The following is a 16660-nucleotide window of genomic DNA, read 5'->3' on the forward strand; positions in this document are numbered from 1 at the left end:
AATATGGGCGCGCCCCGCGATGGGCAACCTTTCGAGCCACCCATCCAGGACATAACGGCAAGGCATGGCTGGGCCTGAATAAGCCGGCCCGCCTGCGGGGTTAACCCTGCACCGCTTTGGCGAAATTTGCAAAAAATTCGTCAGCCAGCTTCTTGGCAGCGCCGTTGATCAGGCGCTGGCCGAGCTGGGCGAGCTTGCCGCCGATCTGCGCCTCCACGTTGTAGCTCAACAGCGTGCCGCCATCCTTGTCGGCGAGGCCGACGGTGGCGCCGCCCTTGGCGAAGCCGGCAACTCCGCCCTCGCCTTCACCCGAGATCTTGTAGCCGTTCGGCGGATCGAGATCGCTCAAGGTGACCTTGCCCTTGAAGCGGGCGGAGACCGGGCCGACCTTCATCTTGGCGGTGGCGCGGAAGCCGCCCTCATCGGTCTTCTCGAGCTCTTCGCAACCGGGAATGCAGGCCTTCAGCACGTCGGGATCGTTGAGCTTGTCCCACACAGCCTGGCGCGGCGCTGCAAGCTGGACTTCGCCGGTCATTGTCATGGCCATGGGGGACCTCCTCGATCGCAAGAAACCTTTGCCCCCAAGTAAAGCAGCCCGGGCGTAAAGGAAAGGCCACCTTCGGAGGATGAGCGATGCATATTCGCAACCGCAGCAAGACGCGTCCGCCGTTCACGAAATCGCGCGATCGCCGCTGCCGAAATTGGCGGCAGCGGCGGGGCATTGGCAGGAGCGCGCGACAGTGGTTAGGTCGCGCGCCATGAGCACAGCCCTGTCCCCCCTGCTTGCGCCGATGCTGTCGAGCGCCGCGATGCGCGCGGTGTGCGACGACGCCGCCACCCTGCAAAACATGCTGGATTTCGAGGCCGCACTGGCCCGTGCCGAAGTGGCCTGCGGGGTGATTCCCGCAACCAGCGCGGGACCGATTGCCGCGGCCTGCAAGGCCGAATCATTCGACCGCGCCGCGCTGGCCGATGCCGCGACGCGATCGGGCAATCTGGCGATCCCGCTGGTGAAGGCCCTGACCGCCAACGTAGCCAAAAAGGATGCCGAGGCGGCGCGCTACGTGCATTGGGGTGCGACCAGCCAGGACGTGATCGACACCGCGACCATGCTGTCGTTGCGCGCCGGCATCGATGCGCTGCTCACAGACCTCGACCGCGCCGTTGCGGGCTTTGCCGGGCTTGCGCGTACCCATCGTGACACCGCGGTGGTGGCGCGGACCTGGCTGCAGCACGCGCTGCCGATGCCGTTCGGCCTCAAGCTCGCCGAATATGCCGCAGCCCTGCATCGCTCCCGCAAGCGCTTGCTGCGCCTACGCCGCGAGACGCTGGCCGTGCAATTCGGCGGCGCCGCCGGCACGCTCGCCGCGCTCGGCGACAAGGGCCTCGCGGTCGCCGAAGCGCTTGCGAAAGAACTGGACCTGCCGCTGCCGGATGCGCCCTGGCACACCCACCGCGACCGCATCGCGGAGGCCGCGTCGGTGTTTGCGATCCTCGCCGGCAGCTGCGGCAAGATCGCCCGCGACGTCTCGCTGATGATGCAGACCGATGTCGGCGAAGCCTTCGAGCCCGCGGGCGCCGGCCGCGGCGGCTCCTCGACCATGCCGCACAAGCGCAATCCCGTCGCCGCCGCGAGCGCGCTGGGGGCTGCGACCATGGCGCCCAACCTCGCGGCCACGATCTTCGCCGCGCAGGTGCAGGACCATGAGCGCAGCGCCGGCCCATGGCATGCGGAATGGCCGACATTGCCGGGCCTGATGCTGGTGACCTCGGGCGCGCTCGCTGGCATCGTCGATCTCGCCGAAGGGCTCGAGGTCGACGCGGTGCGAATGCGCGTCAATCTCGATGCGACGCAGGGGCTGATCATGGCGGAAGCCGTCACCTTTGCGCTCGCCGAAAAGGTCGGCAAGAGCGACGCTCATCATCTGATCGAGGCCGCGAGCAAGAAGGCGGTCGCCGAGAAGAAGCATTTGCGCGACGTGCTGTCGGCGGATGCAAAGGTCACCGCGCATCTCGACGCCAAGAAAATCGCGGAGCTGTTCGAGCCGATGGCCTATCAGGGCGCCTCGCAAGCGCTGATCGACCGTTTGCTGGCTTCACTGGATGACAAGTAGCGGGATGACGAGAGGGACAAGACGATGCCGATGATCAACGCCGACGGATGCCTGCTCAACGTCCAGGTGGACGGCCGCGACGGCGGACCGACCTTGATGCTGTCGAATTCGCTCGGCTGCACCCTGCAGATGTGGGAGCCGCAGATGCGGGCGCTGGCGCAGATGTTCCGCGTCATCCGCTACGATCGGCGCGGCCACGGCAAATCCGGCGTGCCGGCGGGCCCCTACTCGATGGAACGGTTCGGCCGCGACGTGCTCGCGATCCTCGACGACCTCAACATTGAGAAGGTGCATTGGTGCGGCCTGTCGATGGGCGGCATGGTCGGGCAATGGTTAGGGGCCAACGCGCCCGACAGATTCGGCAAGATCATCCTCGCCAACACTGCCTGCTACTATCCCGATCCGACCAACTGGCTGAACCGCATCAAGGCGGTGAAGGAAGGCGGCATCGCCGCCGTCGCCGATGCCGTGATCGCGGGCTGGCTGACTGCCGACTTCCGCGAGCGCGAACCCGAGACCGCGGCGCGCATGAAGGCGATGCTGCGGGCCTCGCCTGTCGAGGGCTATCTCGCCTGCTGCGAAGCGCTGTCGACGCTCGACCAGCGCGCGCTGCTGCCCAGGATCAAGAGCCCGACGCTGGTGATCGCGGGAAAGCAGGACATGGCAACGCCCGTGTCGGCGGGTGAGATGATCCGCAGCGGCATTCCCGGCGCCAGCATGACGCTGCTCGATGCCGCGCACATCTCCAATGTCGAGCAGTCACACGCCTTCACCGAAGCCGTGGTCGGCTTCCTGACGCAACGGTAACGACCATCGTCATTCCGGGGCGATGCGAAGCATCGAACCCGGAATCTCGATCCGCATCCACAACTTCGAGATTCCGGGTTCGGTCCTGCGGACCGCCCCGGAATGACGTACCCCGGAGAGACATCAATGGACGACAATCAACGCCGCGACGACGGCATGACGCAGCGCCGCAAGGTGCTCGGCAATGAATGGGTCGACAAGTCGATCAAGAACCGCAACGCGTTCAACACCGACTTCCAGGACCTGATCACGCGCTATGCGTGGGGCGACATCTGGACCCGGCCGCATTTCGACCACCGCACGCGCCGCGTGCTGGTGATCGGCACCATGGTCGCGCTCGGCCAGTGGGACGAATTCCGCCTGCACGTGCGCGCAGCGCTCAGCGAAGGCGGCTTCACGCCCGAAGACATCAAGGAGATCCTGCTGCAGCAGGCGATCTATTGCGGCGTGCCCGCGGCCAATCACGCCGTCAAGGAAGCCGGCGCGATCATCGCGGAACTAGGGCTGCTGAAGGGATAGCTCGCCGGCCGGTGCGCCCGCCTCGGCGGCAGGTGGCGTAGCAGCGGACGACTCGGCGGATCGCTTCGGCGAGGTCTCGAACAGCATCACGATCGCGGTGCCGAGCAGCATCAGAAGCTCGGCCGCATGCATGCGCAGTGCTTCGATCTCGCCAACCTTGGACGCCATCATCATGCTGGCAAAGCTCAGCACGCTGCCGAGGCACAGCGCCACCGCCAGCGCCTCGTCGCCGCCGCGGCTGTTCTTGCGCAGCGGCGAGAACGCGGTCATCGCGAGGAAGACCGCAAAGAACGCCACGACCGTGATCCGCGCCAGCGCCAGCAGCCATGCTAGTCGCACCGTCGCCATCTTGCCGAGGTGCAGATAGTCGTTGGCGTAGAACGCGATCGATACGCTCGGCCGCTCGTAGAGGCCGTGGATCGGCGATACCATGATGCTGAAGGCGATGATGGTCCAGACCGGAATGAAATAGGCCGCAAGCAGCGCGCCGTTGAAGGAGCTGATCCGCCAGTTGCTCGACATTGCCGCTTCCCGCTTCTCTCCGGCGCCCTTTGGAGCGGCGACGGTTCAGCCTGCGAGGTAACGCCGATCGATTGCCGGCAGCAATTTAAACCCTTTGTTAAGGTTAAGCGCGGTGCGATGGTTCCGGATCGATGCCGATCGGGCTCGGCCAGCAGCTGCGCCGGGCAGGAATAAGGGGGTAAAATGACCGAAAGAACCCGCGTTTTCGTCGCAACGCCGTGCTTCGGCGGCGACCTGAAGATGGCCTATGTGCTGTCCGCCCTGAAGCTTCAGGCCGCAGCCACTGCCCGGGGCATCGACATCCAGTTCCATCTGATCGGAAACGAATCGCTGATCGTGCGCGCCCGGAACGAGTTGGCTCACCAATTCCTTGCATCCGGCGCCAGCCATCTCCTGTTCATCGATGCCGATATCGGGTTCGAACCCGAGTCCGTCTTCCGGCTGCTGGATTGCGACGCCGAGGTTTCGGCCGCGGCCTACCCGCTCAAGCACATCGATTGGGCAAAGGTGCAGCGCGCTGCTGAGGCCAAGCGGCAGAACCTCGCGTCATCCTCGCTGGACTATGTCGTCACATGGGAGGGCGATCAGATCACGGCGCGCGGCGACGGCTTCGCCAAGGTCCGATATGCCGGAACCGGCTTCCTGATGATGAAGCGATCCGCCCTTGTCCGGCTGTGCGACGCCCATCCCGAACTCAAATATCGGGCGAACCACAAGAGCAACGACTTGAACACCGGCGACCTGGTTCGCGCCGACCTCGACCGCGTCTCGCTGTTCGAATGCATGATCGACAAGAAGACCGGCGAGTATCTGTCAGAAGATTACGCCTTCTGCCGGCGCTGGCTCGATCTCGGCGGCGAAATCTGGCTCGACCTTCGAAGCGAGCTCACGCATTTCGGTTCATACGCCTTCCGCGGCCGCTTCGCCGATCAGTTGGCCTGAACAGTGAGCAGAAACAAATGAGCTGACAAAAGGGCTTCGCCGTTCGGCGAGACCCTCTTTGTTGCAGCTGCTCAATTGCTCGGCACCAGCGCTCCGGATTGGGCTTCTGGCCTTGCCGGCCCGCATCCTGCTGCTCCCCGGGGCTTCTGACGCCGCCGTGGCTCGGCCAACACGGGTTCCGGCGTGATCATTGCAAGGCAACGAGGTGTCGCCCCTGTGACATCGGAACCGCACCCGCCGAAGTAGTTATGTACAAGCCCTTATCTGCTGCTGCCACGCTGTTGCCGCCGCCGGGGTTCCACTGTTAGAAAATACCACGACGCGACGGATCAGGCTGCCGGGGCCCTCGGCGCGTCACCCCTCGAGTTACGGCAGCGCATGGATTATTTCGCCCAGCAACTGATCAACGGCCTCGTGCTCGGTTCGATCTACGGCCTGATCGCCATCGGCTACACGATGGTCTACGGCATCGTCGGCATGATCAACTTCGCCCATGGCGACATCTTCATGATCGGCGGCTTCATCGCGCTGATCTCGTTTTTGGTGCTGGTGTCGCTCGGCCTCACCGCGATCCCCCTGATCCTTCTGATCGTGCTGCTGGTCTCGATGGCGATCACCGCGCTCTATGGCTGGACCATCGAGCGCATCGCCTACCGGCCGTTGCGGCATTCGTTCCGCCTCGCGCCGATGCTGTCGGCGATCGGCATGTCGTTCGTGCTGACCAACTTCTCGCAGGTGTCACAGGGCGCGCGCGTCAAGCCGGTGCCGCCGATCATCACCGGCGGCTATACGCTGCATGAGGGCGCGCAAGGCTTCGCCGTGCAGCTGTCCAACATCCAGATCATGGTCGTGCTCGCCACCATCGTGGTGCTGGCGCTGTTCACCTGGCTGGTGTCGCGCACCCGGCTCGGGCGTGACATGCGCGCGTGCGAGCAGGACCAGACCATGGCCGCACTGCTCGGCGTCGACGTCGACCGCACCATCTCGATGACCTTCGTGATCGGTGCCGCGCTCGCCGCCGTCGCCGGCATGATGTACCTACTGTACTACGGCCTGGTCGATTTCTTCATGGGCTTCGTCGCCGGCATCAAGGCGTTCACCGCCGCCGTGCTCGGCGGCATCGGCTCGCTGCCGGGCGCGATGCTCGGCGGGCTTGCGATCGGCCTGATCGAAACGTTCTGGTCGGCCTATTTCTCGGTGGAGTACAAGGACGTCGCCGCGTTCTCGATCCTGATCGTGGTGCTGATCTTCATGCCGACCGGCCTGCTTGGCCGTCCCGAAGTCGAAAAAGTCTGACAGGCACTTCGTGAGCGCGAACTCAGCCCGCCCATCGCCCGCCGCGCAGCCCTCGGGCAGCGCCTTCATTCTCAAGAAAGCCCTGATCAGCGCATTGGTCGCGCTGGTGCTGTTCTCGCTGATGATCGGCGTGCGCACCGAGGCCGGACCGCAAGGCGGCCTGATCTACTGGACCCGGTTCGGCGACCTCGCCGCTCTCGTCGGCGCGGTGTTCGGCGGCAGCATCATCGTCGAGCTGCTGCGGCAATGGTGGGGACCGGTCGACAAGGACAGCATCGTGCCGAAGCCGGTGCAATCGGCGATCTCGTTCGCCGGGCGATGGCTGGCGCCTGCGCTCCTGGTGTTCGCGTTCCTCGTGCCGGTCATCTTCTACAACCAGCGCTACATTCTCGACCTGTCGATCCTGGTCCTGACCTATGTGATGCTGGGATGGGGCTTGAACGTCGTGGTCGGCCTCGCCGGCCTGCTCGACCTCGGCTATGTCGCGTTCTATGCGGTCGGCGCCTACTCCTACGCGCTGCTCGCGACCAATTTCGGATTGTCGTTCTGGGTCTGCCTGCCGCTCGCCGGCATCCTGGCGGCGTTCTGGGGCGTGCTGCTCGGCTTCCCGGTGCTGCGGCTGCGCGGCGACTATCTGGCGATCGTGACGCTCGCCTTCGGCGAGATCATCCGCCTCGTCATCATCAACTGGCAGAGCCTGACCGGCGGTCCCAACGGCGTCTCGGGGATTCCCCGCCCGACGATGTTCGGCATTCCGCTGACGCCGGGCGATGACGGGCTCGCCGCCAGGCTCGGCATCGAGTTCTCGCCGACCCACCGCCTCGTCTTCCTGTTCTATCTAATTCTGGCGATGGCGCTGCTCACCAACTGGGTGACGATCCGGCTGCGGCGGCTGCCGATCGGCCGCGCCTGGGAGGCGTTGCGCGAGGACGAGGTCGCCTGCCGCGCGCTCGGCATCAACACCACGACCACCAAGCTGACGGCGTTCGCGACCGGTGCGATGTTCGGCGGCTTCGCCGGCGCATTCTTCGCCACGCGGCAGGGCTTCATCAGCCCGGAGTCGTTCACCTTCCAGGAATCGGCGCTGGTGCTGGCGATCGTCGTGCTCGGCGGCATGGGCTCGCAGCTCGGCGTCGCGCTTGCCGCGCTCGCCATGATCGGCGGCTTCGAGCTGTTCCGTGGTTTCGATCAGTACCGCATGCTGGTGTTCGGCATCGCGATGGTGCTGTTGATGATCTGGCGGCCGCGCGGGCTGATCGGCCATCGTGCGCCGACCGTGTTCCTGGAGCGCAACCAGGCGATCTCCTCCGACCTCGTCAAGGAGGGCCACGGATGAGCGGGGACCACATCCTCACCGTCGACCGCCTGATGATGCGCTTCGGCGGCATCGTCGCGGTCAACGAACTCTCCTTTGCGGCCGAGCGGCGCAAGATCACCGCACTGATCGGGCCGAACGGCGCCGGCAAGACCACCGTCTTCAACTGCATCACCGGCTTCTACCGGCCGAGCGGCGGCGCGATCCGCCTCGCCCATGATGACGGCCGCACCATCCAGCTCGAGCGGCTGAACGACTTCCGCATCTCCAAGCAGGCCAAGGTGGCGCGCACCTTCCAGAACATCCGGCTGTTTCCCGGCATGACCGCGCTGGAAAACCTGATGGTCGCCCAGCACAACGCGCTGATGCGCGCCTCGGGCCTGACCTTGCTCGGCCTGCTCGGCCTGCCGTCCTGGCGCGAGGCCGAAGCTCGCGCCATCGAGTTGGCGCGGACCTGGCTCAACCGCGTCAGCCTGCTCGACCGCGCCGACGACGCCGCCGGCAATTTGCCCTATGGCGACCAGCGCAGGCTCGAGATCGCGCGCGCGATGTGCACCGAACCTGCGCTGCTCTGTCTCGACGAGCCGGCGGCCGGACTGAACGCACGCGAGAGCGGCGGGCTCAACGAGCTCTTGCTGTCGATCCGCAACGAACAAGGTACCTCGATCCTGCTGATCGAGCATGACATGTCTGTCGTGATGGAGATTTCCGATCACGTCGTGGTCATGGACTACGGCGTCAAGATCGCCGAAGGCACGCCGCAAGCCGTGCGCGACGACCCGAAGGTGATCGCCGCCTATCTCGGCGCCGACGAGGAAGAGGCGATCGCCGTGATGGAGAGCGGCACGTGAGCGCGGCAGCGGCAACCACACCCCTGCTCGCGGTGCGCGGCGTGCGTGCGGCGTATGGCAAGATCGAGGCGCTGAAGGGCGTCGACATCGAGATCAATCGAGGCGAGATCGTCGCCCTGATCGGCGCCAACGGCGCCGGCAAGTCGACGCTGATGATGACGATCTTCGGCCGGCCGCGCGCCCGCGCCGGCCGCATCGAGTTCGACGGCGACGACATCACCGGCGTGCCGACTCACGAGATCGCGCGGCTGCGCATCGCGCAATCGCCCGAGGGCCGGCGGATCTTTCCGCGCATGAGCGTCGCGGAAAACCTGCAGATGGGCGCCGATGCCACCGAATGCAGCGAGGCCGAGCGCGAAGCCGGGCTGGAGCGCGTGTTCGCGCTGTTTCCGCGGCTGAAGGAGCGCATCGCACAACGCGGCGGCACGCTGTCGGGCGGCGAGCAGCAGATGCTCGCGATCGGCCGTGCCCTGATGAGCCGGCCGCGCCTGCTGATGCTGGACGAGCCTTCGCTCGGCCTTGCGCCGCTGATCGCACGACAGATCTTCGACGCCATCCGCACGCTGAACCGGCAGGACGGCCTCACCGTGCTGATCGTCGAGCAGAACGCCAACCATGCGCTGAAGCTCGCCCATCGCGGCTACGTCATGGTCAACGGCCTGATCACGCTGGCCGGAACCGGCGCCGAATTGCTGCAGCGCCCGGAAATCCGCGCGGCCTATCTGGAAGGCGGCCGCCGCGGCTAGCTCGCCCCTCGAGTGCCGCCCTTGCAGCAGGATGCGGCTGATGCAGCGTCGAATTGCCTGAAAATTGCCGGTGACTTCGCCGCGAAATCAGCCGAGAATGCCGCCGGTTTTGGGGCCCGGCGTGCCGGGCCCTTCCGCAAGAGGCAACGACCACGAGGGACGTCTCATGAAATCACTGAAGCTGATCGGCCTGGCACTGGGCGCGTCGTTCGCATTATCGGCGAGCGCGTTCGCGCAAGACATCACCATCGCAGTCGCGGGCCCGATGACGGGCTCCGAATCCGCTTTTGGCCGGCAGATGAAGAACGGCGCCGAGCAGGCAGTCGCCGATATCAACGCCGCTGGCGGCGTGCTCGGCAAGAAGCTCGCGCTGGAAGCCGACGACGATGCCTGCGATCCGAAGCAGGCGCGCTCGATCGCGGAAAAGATCGGCTCCTCGAAGATACCGTTCGTGGCCGGCCATTTCTGCTCGTCGTCGTCGATCCCGGCCTCCGAGGCCTATGCCGACGCCAACGTGCTGCAGATCACCCCGGCCTCGACCAATCCGCTGTTCACCGAGCGCAAGCTCTGGAACGTGGCGCGCGTCTGCGGCCGCGATGACCAGCAGGGCCTGGTCGCCGCCGACTACATCATGAAGAGCTTCAAGGGCAAGAACGTCGCGATCCTGAACGACAAGACCACCTACGGCAAAGGCCTCGCCGACGAGACCAAGAAGGCGCTGAACAAGGCCGGCTTCCAGGAGAAGATGTTCGAGTCCTACAACAAGGGCGACAAGGACTTCAACTCGATCGTCTCGCGCCTGAAGCGCGACAATATCGATCTGGTCTATGTCGGCGGCTACCATCAGGAAGCCGGCCTGATCCTGCGCCAGATGCGCGACCAGGGCCTACAGACCGTGCTGATGGCGGGCGACGCCATGAACGACAAGGAGTTCGCCTCGATCACCGGCCCCGCCGCCGAAGGCACGCTGTTCACCTTCGGCCCCGATCCGCGCAACAAGCCGACCGCGAAGGCGATCGTCGAGAAGTTCAAGGCCAAGAATATCGATCCCGAGGGCTACACGCTCTACACCTACGCCGCGATGCAGGTGTGGACGCAGGCCGTCGCCAAGGCCGGCACCACCGACGCCAAGAAGGTGATGGAGACCATCAAGGCCGGCGACTGGGACACCGTGCTCGGCAAGATGGGCTTCGACGCCAAGGGTGACATCAAGGCGATCGACTACGTCGTCTACAAGTGGGACGCCAAGGGCAACTACACCGAGATCAATCCGAAGGGCTCCTGAGCCTCTCGCATCTGACCTGATCAGAGATACGAAACGCCCCGGCTCGCCGGGGCGTTTTGCTTATCGGCCGCGGCTGCTATACCGGATCGATCGGACAGCAGGCGGACGGACTCAAATCGTGAAAAACCTTCTCACCGATATTGCCGGCGTCAGCGTCGGCCACGCCGACGACGCCGTGATCGCCTCCGGCGTCACCGCCATCCTGTTCGAGCGGCCGGCGGTGGCCTCGATCGATGTCCGCGGCGGCGGCCCAGGCACCCGCGAGGACGCGCTGCTGTCCCCGCATAACGTCGTCGAAGCGATCGACGCCATCACGCTGTCGGGCGGCTCCGCGCTCGGGCTTGACTCCGCCGGCGGCGTGCAGGCCTGGCTTGCCGAGCGCGGCCGCGGCTTTCGCATCCGCGATGCGGTGATCCCGATCGTGCCGGGCGCGATCTGCTTCGACCTGCTCAACGGCGGCAACAAGGCGTGGGGACGCTTTCCGCCCTATCGCGATCTCGGCTACGCGGCCGCCAATGCCGCCTCCGACAATTTCGAGCTCGGCAGTGTCGGCGCCGGCATGGGCGCGACCACCGCCAATTTGAAGGGCGGCCTCGGCTCGGCGTCCGCCGTAACCGACGACGGCGTCAAGGTCGCGGCGCTCGCGGTGGTCAACGCGGTCGGCAGCGTCACGGTCGGCAGCGGCCCGTGGTTCTGGGCGGCGCCGTTCGAGGTCGACGGCGAGTTCGGCGGGCGCGGCCTGCCGCCTGCGTTCAATCAGGACATGCTGAAGATGCGGCTGAAGGGCGGCGCGGATGCCACCGCCGCCGAGAACACCACGCTCGTCGTTGTCGTGACCGATGCGCAGCTGACCAAGCCGCAGGCCAGGCGCCTTGCGATGATCGCGCAGACCGGCATGGCGCGCGCGATCTATCCGGTGCACGCCCCGCTCGACGGCGATGTGGTGTTTGCGGCGGCCACCGGCGTAAAGCCGGTCGATCCGCTGTTCGGCCTGACCAAGCTCGGCGGCATCGCCGCCAACACGGTGGCGCGCGCGATCGCCCGCGGCGTCCATTCAGCCACCGCGTTGCCCTTCGCCGGCGCGCTGCCGAGCTGGCGGGACAAATTCGGTTAGGGCCGCGAAGGCAGTGCGCTCCCTCGCCCCGTTCTTACGGGGAGAGGGTTGGGGTGAGGGGCGCCGCCGCATTGACGGTGATAGACCAACTCGCGGAGACTCCCCCTCACCCGGAACGCATCTCACGATGCGTTCCGGCCTCTCCCCGCACGCGGGGCGAGGCGGAGACTGCCTGCTCTATCTAATGCGAAGTGTGCCGCTTAAGCGCTGACCGACAGCGACGAGGAGGCCTGGGCCGAGATCGCCTGCGACTGGCGCTGGATCAGTTGCTCGATGAAATTGTAGGACGAGGTGGCGTTGCTGCCGGCGGAGGACGAGGTCGCGCTGCTGGTGGTGGAGGCCGCGGCCGGCGACGTCATCGATACCTTGGAGCCGTCGGCATAGGTCATGGTCGTCGTGGTCGAGCCGTCGCTGTTGGTCACCGAGGTCGAGGTCGCGCCGTTCAGCGCCTGCATCAACGGATCGGAACTCGATCCGCCCGCGCCGCTGCTGGCTCCGGATCCATCGGTCGCGCCGCCGGCCGCGTGGTGATGGTGATGGCCGCCGCCCTTGTGGCCTTGCAAGGCCTGCGACATCTCGTCGAGGCTGACGCTGCCGTCGCCATTGGTATCGAGCTTGGAGAACACGTCGTCAGCCTGCGCGGTGTTGGTGCCGCCGGCGCCGAGCGCCTTCTCGAATTCCGACTTGGTGATCTGGCCGTTGCCGTCGGCGTCGATCTGCGAGAACAGGTCTTTCAGCGCATCCGACCGGCTGGTCGGGGTCGCACTGGTCGAGGCCGTGGTCTGCGACTGGCTCTGCGCGTCGAGCAGCGCGCTCATGGTCAGCGGAGAAATCGGCGTGGAGCTGCTGCCGCCCGCTGAGCCGGTCGCCGCGCTGGCGCTGGTCGACGTCGAGCTACTGGTCGCGGCCGAGAACAGCCCGGTCGACTGATTTCCCTGCGTGGAGCTGCCGGTCTGTGTCGTCGACTTCGACGACATCAGCGAGCTCAAGAGATCAATGGCGGATGACGCAGCGCCAATGGCAAATAACATGGCAATACTCCAACAAGGCCGCACATGGCGGCTCAAACGCTTGGCAAAGGCGCAGCAAGCGGCGTGCCATGGCAAAAACCCAATAAAACCAGGCCTTGGCGCATTGTTGCGGGTTCCGCGAACCCGGCAAGAGCTGCCGCCGGCGGCAGAATTTTCCGGCTCCGAGGTACCGTCCGCTCGCATTGCCCGCCACGCGTCAGCGTGTTAGGCGGGATCACCCGTCGCCCCCTGAAGTCTTTCGGAACTGCGCTATGACTCAGTCATTCACTCCGCGTCCCCTCGTTATCGCCCCGTCGATCCTGGCGTCGGATTTCTCAAAGCTCGGCGAGGAGGTCCGCGCCGTCGACCAGGCCGGCGCCGACTGGATCCATCTCGACGTGATGGACGGCCATTTTGTGCCGAACATTTCCTACGGCCCCGATGTCATCAAGGCGATGCGGCCGCATACCAAGAAGATCTTCGACGCCCACCTGATGATCTCGCCCTGCGACCCCTATCTCGAGGCGTTCGCCAAGGCGGGCTGCGACCACATCACGGTGCATGCCGAGGCCGGCCCGCATTTGCATCGCTCGCTGCAGGCGATCCGCGCGCTCGGCAAGAAGGCCGGCGTCTCGCTCAATCCGGCAACGCCTGTGAGCGCGATCGAATATGTGCTCGACCTGATCGACCTCGTGCTTGTCATGTCGGTCAATCCCGGCTTCGGCGGCCAGGCCTTCATCCGCTCGGCGATCGGCAAGATCTCCGACGTCAGGGCGATGGTCGCGGGCCGGCCGATCGACATCGAGGTCGATGGCGGCGTTGCGCCCGACGTTGCAGGCCAGCTCGCCGCCGCCGGCGCCAACGCCTTCGTCGCGGGATCGGCCGTGTTCAAGGGCGGCACCGTCGAGGCCTACAAGACCAACATCGCCGCGATCCGCCACGCAGCGGCCCAGGCGCGCGGCGAAGCGATCTAGCCGACCAAGGATTAGAACAACGCGGGCGGCATGACCGCGGCACTGGCCGCCGTGTCGTCGCCCGCCTCCGTCATCGGCATCAGCCGCGACGGCCGCACCACGGTCACCGTGCACGGCGCTTCGCCTGCGACCTTGGCGGAGACGCTGCCGAGCAGCGCGCGCCGTACCGAGTTCTGCCGCGCGCCGATGATGATGTGGTCGACCAGATTGACCGCGGCGAATTCCAGGATCGCCGCGGCGGGATCGATCGCCTCCAGCACATGCACGGTCAGCCGCCCCTCCTCGAGCCTGAACGGCCGCGCCCAATGCTGGAGCGCCACCAGGTGGTCGACATGCTTGTTCTGGCCCTGCTCGTCATGGGTGCGGTCGATCGCCAGGCGATTGAGCTTCAGCACGTTGACGCAGGCGAGCCGCGCCGACGGCGACGTCGACAGCACCTGCTCGGCGGTGACGCGGATGGTCTCGTTCAGCGCCTCGGTCCCCTCGCCGAGATCGAGCGCGACCGCAACGATCGGGCTCGCTGCGAGCTGCGCCGCCGCATTGGACTTCGGCTGCGGCGGCATCGCGCCGAGATTGAAGCGGCGGCGCCAGACCGTGCCGAGCGGATCGCGATCGAGCCGCTGCGCCCGCGCCGTCAGCTTGACCTGCTCGGGGTGGGCAAGATCGAAGGCAAGCTGCGCCGCGGTCGGATAGCGCGCGGCTGGATCGATCTCCAGACAGCGCAGCACGATCTCCTGCAACCACGGAGGATAGTCGGATCGCAGCCTGCGCGGCGGATACGGATCACGCCACAGCCGCCGGCGCATGCCGCGCAGGGTCTCGGTCTCGCCGAACGGGCGGACGCCGGTCGTGAAGAAATACAGCAGCACGCCGAGCGAGAACAGATCGCTGCGCGGATCGTCGCGCACGCCGAGCAGGCGCTCCGGCGCCATATAGGGCGCGGTGCCGTAAGGCAGGCGAAACTCCTCCTGCAACAAATCGGGCAGATGCTGGTGATGCGAGAGGCCGAAATCGATCAGCACGGCCTCGCCGCGCTCGCGGAACATGATGCTGCTCGGCTTGATGTCGTGATGAATGACGTTCTGCCGGTGCAGGCTGGCGAGCGCAGTGGCGACCTTGCCGCCGATCACCCTCACCTCCTCATACGGCAACGGCAGCTCGCCGAGCCGCCTGTAGAGCGTCTGCCCGGGGATGCGCTCCATCACCACATAGGCCTGGCGCTCGAAGTCGCCGCTGCCGAAACAGGCCGGCACGTGCGGCCCCGACAGCCGCGGCAGGATCATCTGCTCCATCTCGAAGCTGACGATCGCGGCCGGATCCTCGCCCTCCGAGGTGAGCGGCACCTTCATCAGAAGCGGCACGGTGATGCCGGGATGGGTGACACTCCACAGCGTCGCCATGCCGCCGCGGTGCACGCGCTCGCCGATGGTGAAGCCATCGATCTCGGCGCCCGGCTGCATCGTCAGCGCCGCCATCGGCATTACCTGCCGACGGCGAGGCGATCGGCGAGCCACAGCGGCAGGCCGCTCGCCTTGATCCGCGCCGCGGCGGTCGCGACGTCGTAGGGCACGCGGTGATAGGTGATCTCGCGGCTTGCGGTGTCGAACATCGCAAACGATGCGGCGGGATCGCCGTCGCGCGGCTGGCCGACCGAGCCGAGCACGGCGAGCCAGCGCCGGCCGGTCAGCAATTGAACCGCAACACCCGCGGTCGGAACGAAGCTCGTCATCTTCGCGGTCGAGGACATCGAGTAGAGGCCCGGACGATGGATGTGGCCGCAGAAGGTGATCTGCAACTCGGTTGCCATCATGCTGCGCGCGGCATCGGAGGTGTCACGGACGTAGCGCCATTTCACGGGGTCGGACGCCTCGGAATGCACGTAAAGCCGGTTGTCCTCTTCCCGCGACATCGGAAGCTCGGCGAGGAACGCCTTCTGCTCGCCGCTGAGCCGGCCGCGGGTCCAGTCGATGGCGGCCTGCGCGTCGGCATTCATGCTGTCGCTCGGCACGCCGATCGCATTGTCATGATTGCCGCGCACCGCGATCGCGCCATCAGCGACGAGGTCCATCACCGTGTCGACGGCCCATTCCGGATCGGCGCCGTAGCCGACGACATCGCCGAGGCAGATCAGCCGCTTGGCGCCGCGCGCACGCGCGGCATCCAGGCAGGCCGCGAAGGCCTGTCTGTTGGCATGAATATCGGCAAAGAGTGCAAGCCGCATCGTGGTCCGCGTGACTGATCCTGCCCGATATCAAGCACACGCGGCCCCGGGCTCGCAATCGGGCCAAAGGCATCAGCTGGTCAGAGGATGTTGGAAGAAAGGTCGGTTAGTGCTTGCACACCTGCACGCCCCGCAGCAGCAGGGCGATCAGGGCGTCGATCCGCGACGGGCATTCGGGCTTGGCCCATTCCTCGGCATGCGCCGGGTGATGGTAGCGGACGGTTGCGTCGAACACGGCCCGCGCGGTCGTCTTCACATTGTCGACCTCGAACACGCCCTGCGCGACACCATCTGACAGGATCTTCGCGATCAGATCGACCTGCTTGTCCTTGTACGCTTCCACCACCTCACGCGCGCCCTGGGCGAGCGCGAGATAGGTCGCGAACATCTCGGGATCGTCGCAGACTTTCTTCTGCTTGATCGTGAAGGCGGTGCGCAGCCATTTCTCCAGCCGCTCCGGCGCAGGGCCATCGCCGGCTGCGAGCTTGCACAGCGGCTCGTTGGCGCGGTCGAGCCACCGTTTGGCGACCGCGTCGCGGAGCGAAGCTTTGCTTGGGAAATGGCGGTACACGCTGCCGTGGCTGACATCCAGCGCCCGGGCGACGTCGACAACGGTGGCCTTGGCGAGCCCGAAGCGCCTCAAAACATCCTCGGTTGCTTCGAGGATCCGCTCCGGAGTCAAAACCACCGCCTCGTTCATGCGTTTACCGTCTGGTTATCGCTGTCCTGCCCGCGCGTGAACTTGGCGGCCTGAGCTGCCAAATGGCGGGCGACGCGGAGGTTGAGCCACTGTTGAATCTGGGCGGTCAATTGAAAGATTTCTATCGTCATGGAGGTAGTCCTTCGAGGTAGTCAAATTAAGTACGGCTCCCCCGGCCAAACGCCGGAACAGCCACTGGGCGCCCTCCTCCCTTGGGCTGTTGAGTATATACACCATCTCGCTG

Annotated in this window: 18 protein-coding genes; 11 read left to right on the forward strand and 7 right to left on the reverse strand. The window is 66.0% G+C overall.

Features of this window, described 5'->3' with window-relative positions:
- Positions 1–100: 100 nt before the first annotated feature.
- Complete coding sequence (locus ACE103_RS26585) at positions 101–547, reverse strand: carbon monoxide dehydrogenase subunit G (RefSeq protein ID WP_106327163.1); 447 nt, start codon at positions 545–547, stop codon at positions 101–103.
- A gap of 211 nt (positions 548–758) precedes the next feature.
- Here ACE103_RS26585 and ACE103_RS26590 point away from each other — a divergent pair, with 211 nt between their 5' ends.
- From ACE103_RS26590 to ACE103_RS26600, 3 genes are all read left to right on the forward strand, one after another.
- Positions 759–2114, forward strand: a complete 1356-nt coding sequence (locus ACE103_RS26590; protein WP_375775491.1) for a 3-carboxy-cis,cis-muconate cycloisomerase — start codon at positions 759–761, stop codon at positions 2112–2114.
- Positions 2115–2138: 24 nt separating this feature from the next.
- On the forward strand, positions 2139–2921 hold the full coding sequence (gene pcaD, locus ACE103_RS26595) for a 3-oxoadipate enol-lactonase (protein ID WP_375775492.1): 783 nt from the start codon (positions 2139–2141) through the stop codon (positions 2919–2921).
- Between the two features lie 126 nt (positions 2922–3047).
- Complete coding sequence (locus ACE103_RS26600) at positions 3048–3440, forward strand: carboxymuconolactone decarboxylase family protein (protein ID WP_173637433.1); 393 nt, start codon at positions 3048–3050, stop codon at positions 3438–3440.
- Here ACE103_RS26600 and ACE103_RS26605 read toward each other — a convergent pair.
- The gene (locus ACE103_RS26605; RefSeq protein WP_375775493.1) at positions 3420–3962 is read right to left on the reverse strand and encodes a hypothetical protein; all 543 of its coding nucleotides are present in this window, start codon (positions 3960–3962) and stop codon (positions 3420–3422) included. The two genes, ACE103_RS26600 and ACE103_RS26605, sit on opposite strands and share 21 nt — an antisense overlap.
- 183 nt (positions 3963–4145) lie before the next feature.
- Here ACE103_RS26605 and ACE103_RS26610 point away from each other — a divergent pair, with 183 nt between their 5' ends.
- The 7 genes from ACE103_RS26610 to ACE103_RS26640 all read left to right on the forward strand — a co-directional run bounded on the left by ACE103_RS26610 (position 4146) and on the right by ACE103_RS26640 (position 11511).
- A complete protein-coding gene (locus ACE103_RS26610) occupies positions 4146–4904 on the forward strand; it encodes a hypothetical protein (RefSeq protein ID WP_223976207.1) in 759 nt (252 codons plus the stop codon).
- Positions 4905–5282: 378 nt separating this feature from the next.
- Complete coding sequence (locus ACE103_RS26615) at positions 5283–6200, forward strand: branched-chain amino acid ABC transporter permease LivH (RefSeq protein WP_223976205.1); 918 nt, start codon at positions 5283–5285, stop codon at positions 6198–6200.
- A 10-nt stretch (positions 6201–6210) separates the two neighbouring features.
- Complete coding sequence (livM, locus tag ACE103_RS26620) at positions 6211–7536, forward strand: high-affinity branched-chain amino acid ABC transporter permease LivM (RefSeq protein ID WP_275945293.1); 1326 nt, start codon at positions 6211–6213, stop codon at positions 7534–7536.
- A complete protein-coding gene (locus tag ACE103_RS26625; protein ID WP_375775494.1) occupies positions 7533–8366 on the forward strand; it encodes an ABC transporter ATP-binding protein in 834 nt (277 codons plus the stop codon). The genes livM and ACE103_RS26625 overlap by 4 nt, the downstream gene beginning before the upstream one ends.
- On the forward strand, positions 8363–9112 hold the full coding sequence (locus ACE103_RS26630) for an ABC transporter ATP-binding protein (protein WP_375775495.1): 750 nt from the start codon (positions 8363–8365) through the stop codon (positions 9110–9112). The genes ACE103_RS26625 and ACE103_RS26630 overlap by 4 nt, the downstream gene beginning before the upstream one ends.
- Positions 9113–9278: 166 nt before the next feature.
- Entirely contained in the window at positions 9279–10397 is a 1119-nt protein-coding gene (locus ACE103_RS26635; protein WP_223976199.1) for a branched-chain amino acid ABC transporter substrate-binding protein, read from the forward strand.
- Positions 10398–10515: 118 nt separating this feature from the next.
- A complete protein-coding gene (locus ACE103_RS26640; RefSeq protein WP_375775496.1) occupies positions 10516–11511 on the forward strand; it encodes a P1 family peptidase in 996 nt (331 codons plus the stop codon).
- Between the two features lie 200 nt (positions 11512–11711).
- On the opposite strand, the gene ACE103_RS26645 is transcribed toward ACE103_RS26640, so the two are convergent.
- Positions 11712–12542, reverse strand: coding sequence for an EF-hand domain-containing protein (locus ACE103_RS26645; protein WP_375775497.1), 831 nt, complete (start codon positions 12540–12542; stop codon positions 11712–11714).
- 251 nt (positions 12543–12793) lie between these two features.
- Here ACE103_RS26645 and rpe point away from each other — a divergent pair, with 251 nt between their 5' ends.
- Positions 12794–13495, forward strand: a complete 702-nt coding sequence (gene rpe, locus ACE103_RS26650) for a ribulose-phosphate 3-epimerase (RefSeq protein WP_375775498.1) — start codon at positions 12794–12796, stop codon at positions 13493–13495.
- Between the two features lie 11 nt (positions 13496–13506).
- On the opposite strand, the gene ACE103_RS26655 is transcribed toward rpe, so the two are convergent.
- The 4 genes from ACE103_RS26655 to ACE103_RS26670 form a co-directional block, all read right to left on the reverse strand.
- The gene (locus ACE103_RS26655) at positions 13507–14970 is read right to left on the reverse strand and encodes a serine/threonine protein kinase (protein ID WP_375775499.1); all 1464 of its coding nucleotides are present in this window, start codon (positions 14968–14970) and stop codon (positions 13507–13509) included.
- 5 nt (positions 14971–14975) lie between these two features.
- The gene (locus tag ACE103_RS26660) at positions 14976–15716 is read right to left on the reverse strand and encodes a metallophosphoesterase (protein WP_223976191.1); all 741 of its coding nucleotides are present in this window, start codon (positions 15714–15716) and stop codon (positions 14976–14978) included.
- A gap of 106 nt (positions 15717–15822) precedes the next feature.
- A complete protein-coding gene (locus ACE103_RS26665; RefSeq protein ID WP_223976189.1) occupies positions 15823–16416 on the reverse strand; it encodes a TetR family transcriptional regulator in 594 nt (197 codons plus the stop codon).
- The gene (locus ACE103_RS26670) at positions 16413–16547 is read right to left on the reverse strand and encodes a hypothetical protein (protein ID WP_016843141.1); all 135 of its coding nucleotides are present in this window, start codon (positions 16545–16547) and stop codon (positions 16413–16415) included. The genes ACE103_RS26665 and ACE103_RS26670 overlap by 4 nt, the downstream gene beginning before the upstream one ends.
- Between the last annotated feature and the right edge of the window lie 113 nt (positions 16548–16660).

It is taken from the genome of Bradyrhizobium sp. ma5 (genome assembly GCF_042258955.1).
GTDB lineage: Bacteria > Pseudomonadota > Alphaproteobacteria > Rhizobiales > Xanthobacteraceae > Bradyrhizobium.

Coding starts and splice junctions, on each gene's coding strand:
- ACE103_RS26585 (WP_106327163.1), bottom strand. CDS start 547: ATGGCCATGACAATGACCGGCGAAGTCCAGCTTGCAGCGCCGCGCCAG.
- ACE103_RS26590 (WP_375775491.1), top strand. CDS start 759: ATGAGCACAGCCCTGTCCCCCCTGCTTGCGCCGATGCTGTCGAGCGCC.
- pcaD (WP_375775492.1), top strand. CDS start 2,139: ATGCCGATGATCAACGCCGACGGATGCCTGCTCAACGTCCAGGTGGAC.
- ACE103_RS26600 (WP_173637433.1), top strand. CDS start 3,048: ATGGACGACAATCAACGCCGCGACGACGGCATGACGCAGCGCCGCAAG.
- ACE103_RS26605 (WP_375775493.1), bottom strand. CDS start 3,962: ATGTCGAGCAACTGGCGGATCAGCTCCTTCAACGGCGCGCTGCTTGCG.
- ACE103_RS26610 (WP_223976207.1), top strand. CDS start 4,146: ATGACCGAAAGAACCCGCGTTTTCGTCGCAACGCCGTGCTTCGGCGGC.
- ACE103_RS26615 (WP_223976205.1), top strand. CDS start 5,283: ATGGATTATTTCGCCCAGCAACTGATCAACGGCCTCGTGCTCGGTTCG.
- ACE103_RS26625 (WP_375775494.1), top strand. CDS start 7,533: ATGAGCGGGGACCACATCCTCACCGTCGACCGCCTGATGATGCGCTTC.
- ACE103_RS26635 (WP_223976199.1), top strand. CDS start 9,279: ATGAAATCACTGAAGCTGATCGGCCTGGCACTGGGCGCGTCGTTCGCA.
- ACE103_RS26645 (WP_375775497.1), bottom strand. CDS start 12,542: ATGTTATTTGCCATTGGCGCTGCGTCATCCGCCATTGATCTCTTGAGC.
- rpe (WP_375775498.1), top strand. CDS start 12,794: ATGACTCAGTCATTCACTCCGCGTCCCCTCGTTATCGCCCCGTCGATC.
- ACE103_RS26655 (WP_375775499.1), bottom strand. CDS start 14,970: ATGGCGGCGCTGACGATGCAGCCGGGCGCCGAGATCGATGGCTTCACC.
- ACE103_RS26660 (WP_223976191.1), bottom strand. CDS start 15,716: ATGCGGCTTGCACTCTTTGCCGATATTCATGCCAACAGACAGGCCTTC.
- ACE103_RS26665 (WP_223976189.1), bottom strand. CDS start 16,416: ATGAACGAGGCGGTGGTTTTGACTCCGGAGCGGATCCTCGAAGCAACC.
- ACE103_RS26670 (WP_016843141.1), bottom strand. CDS start 16,547: ATGACGATAGAAATCTTTCAATTGACCGCCCAGATTCAACAGTGGCTC.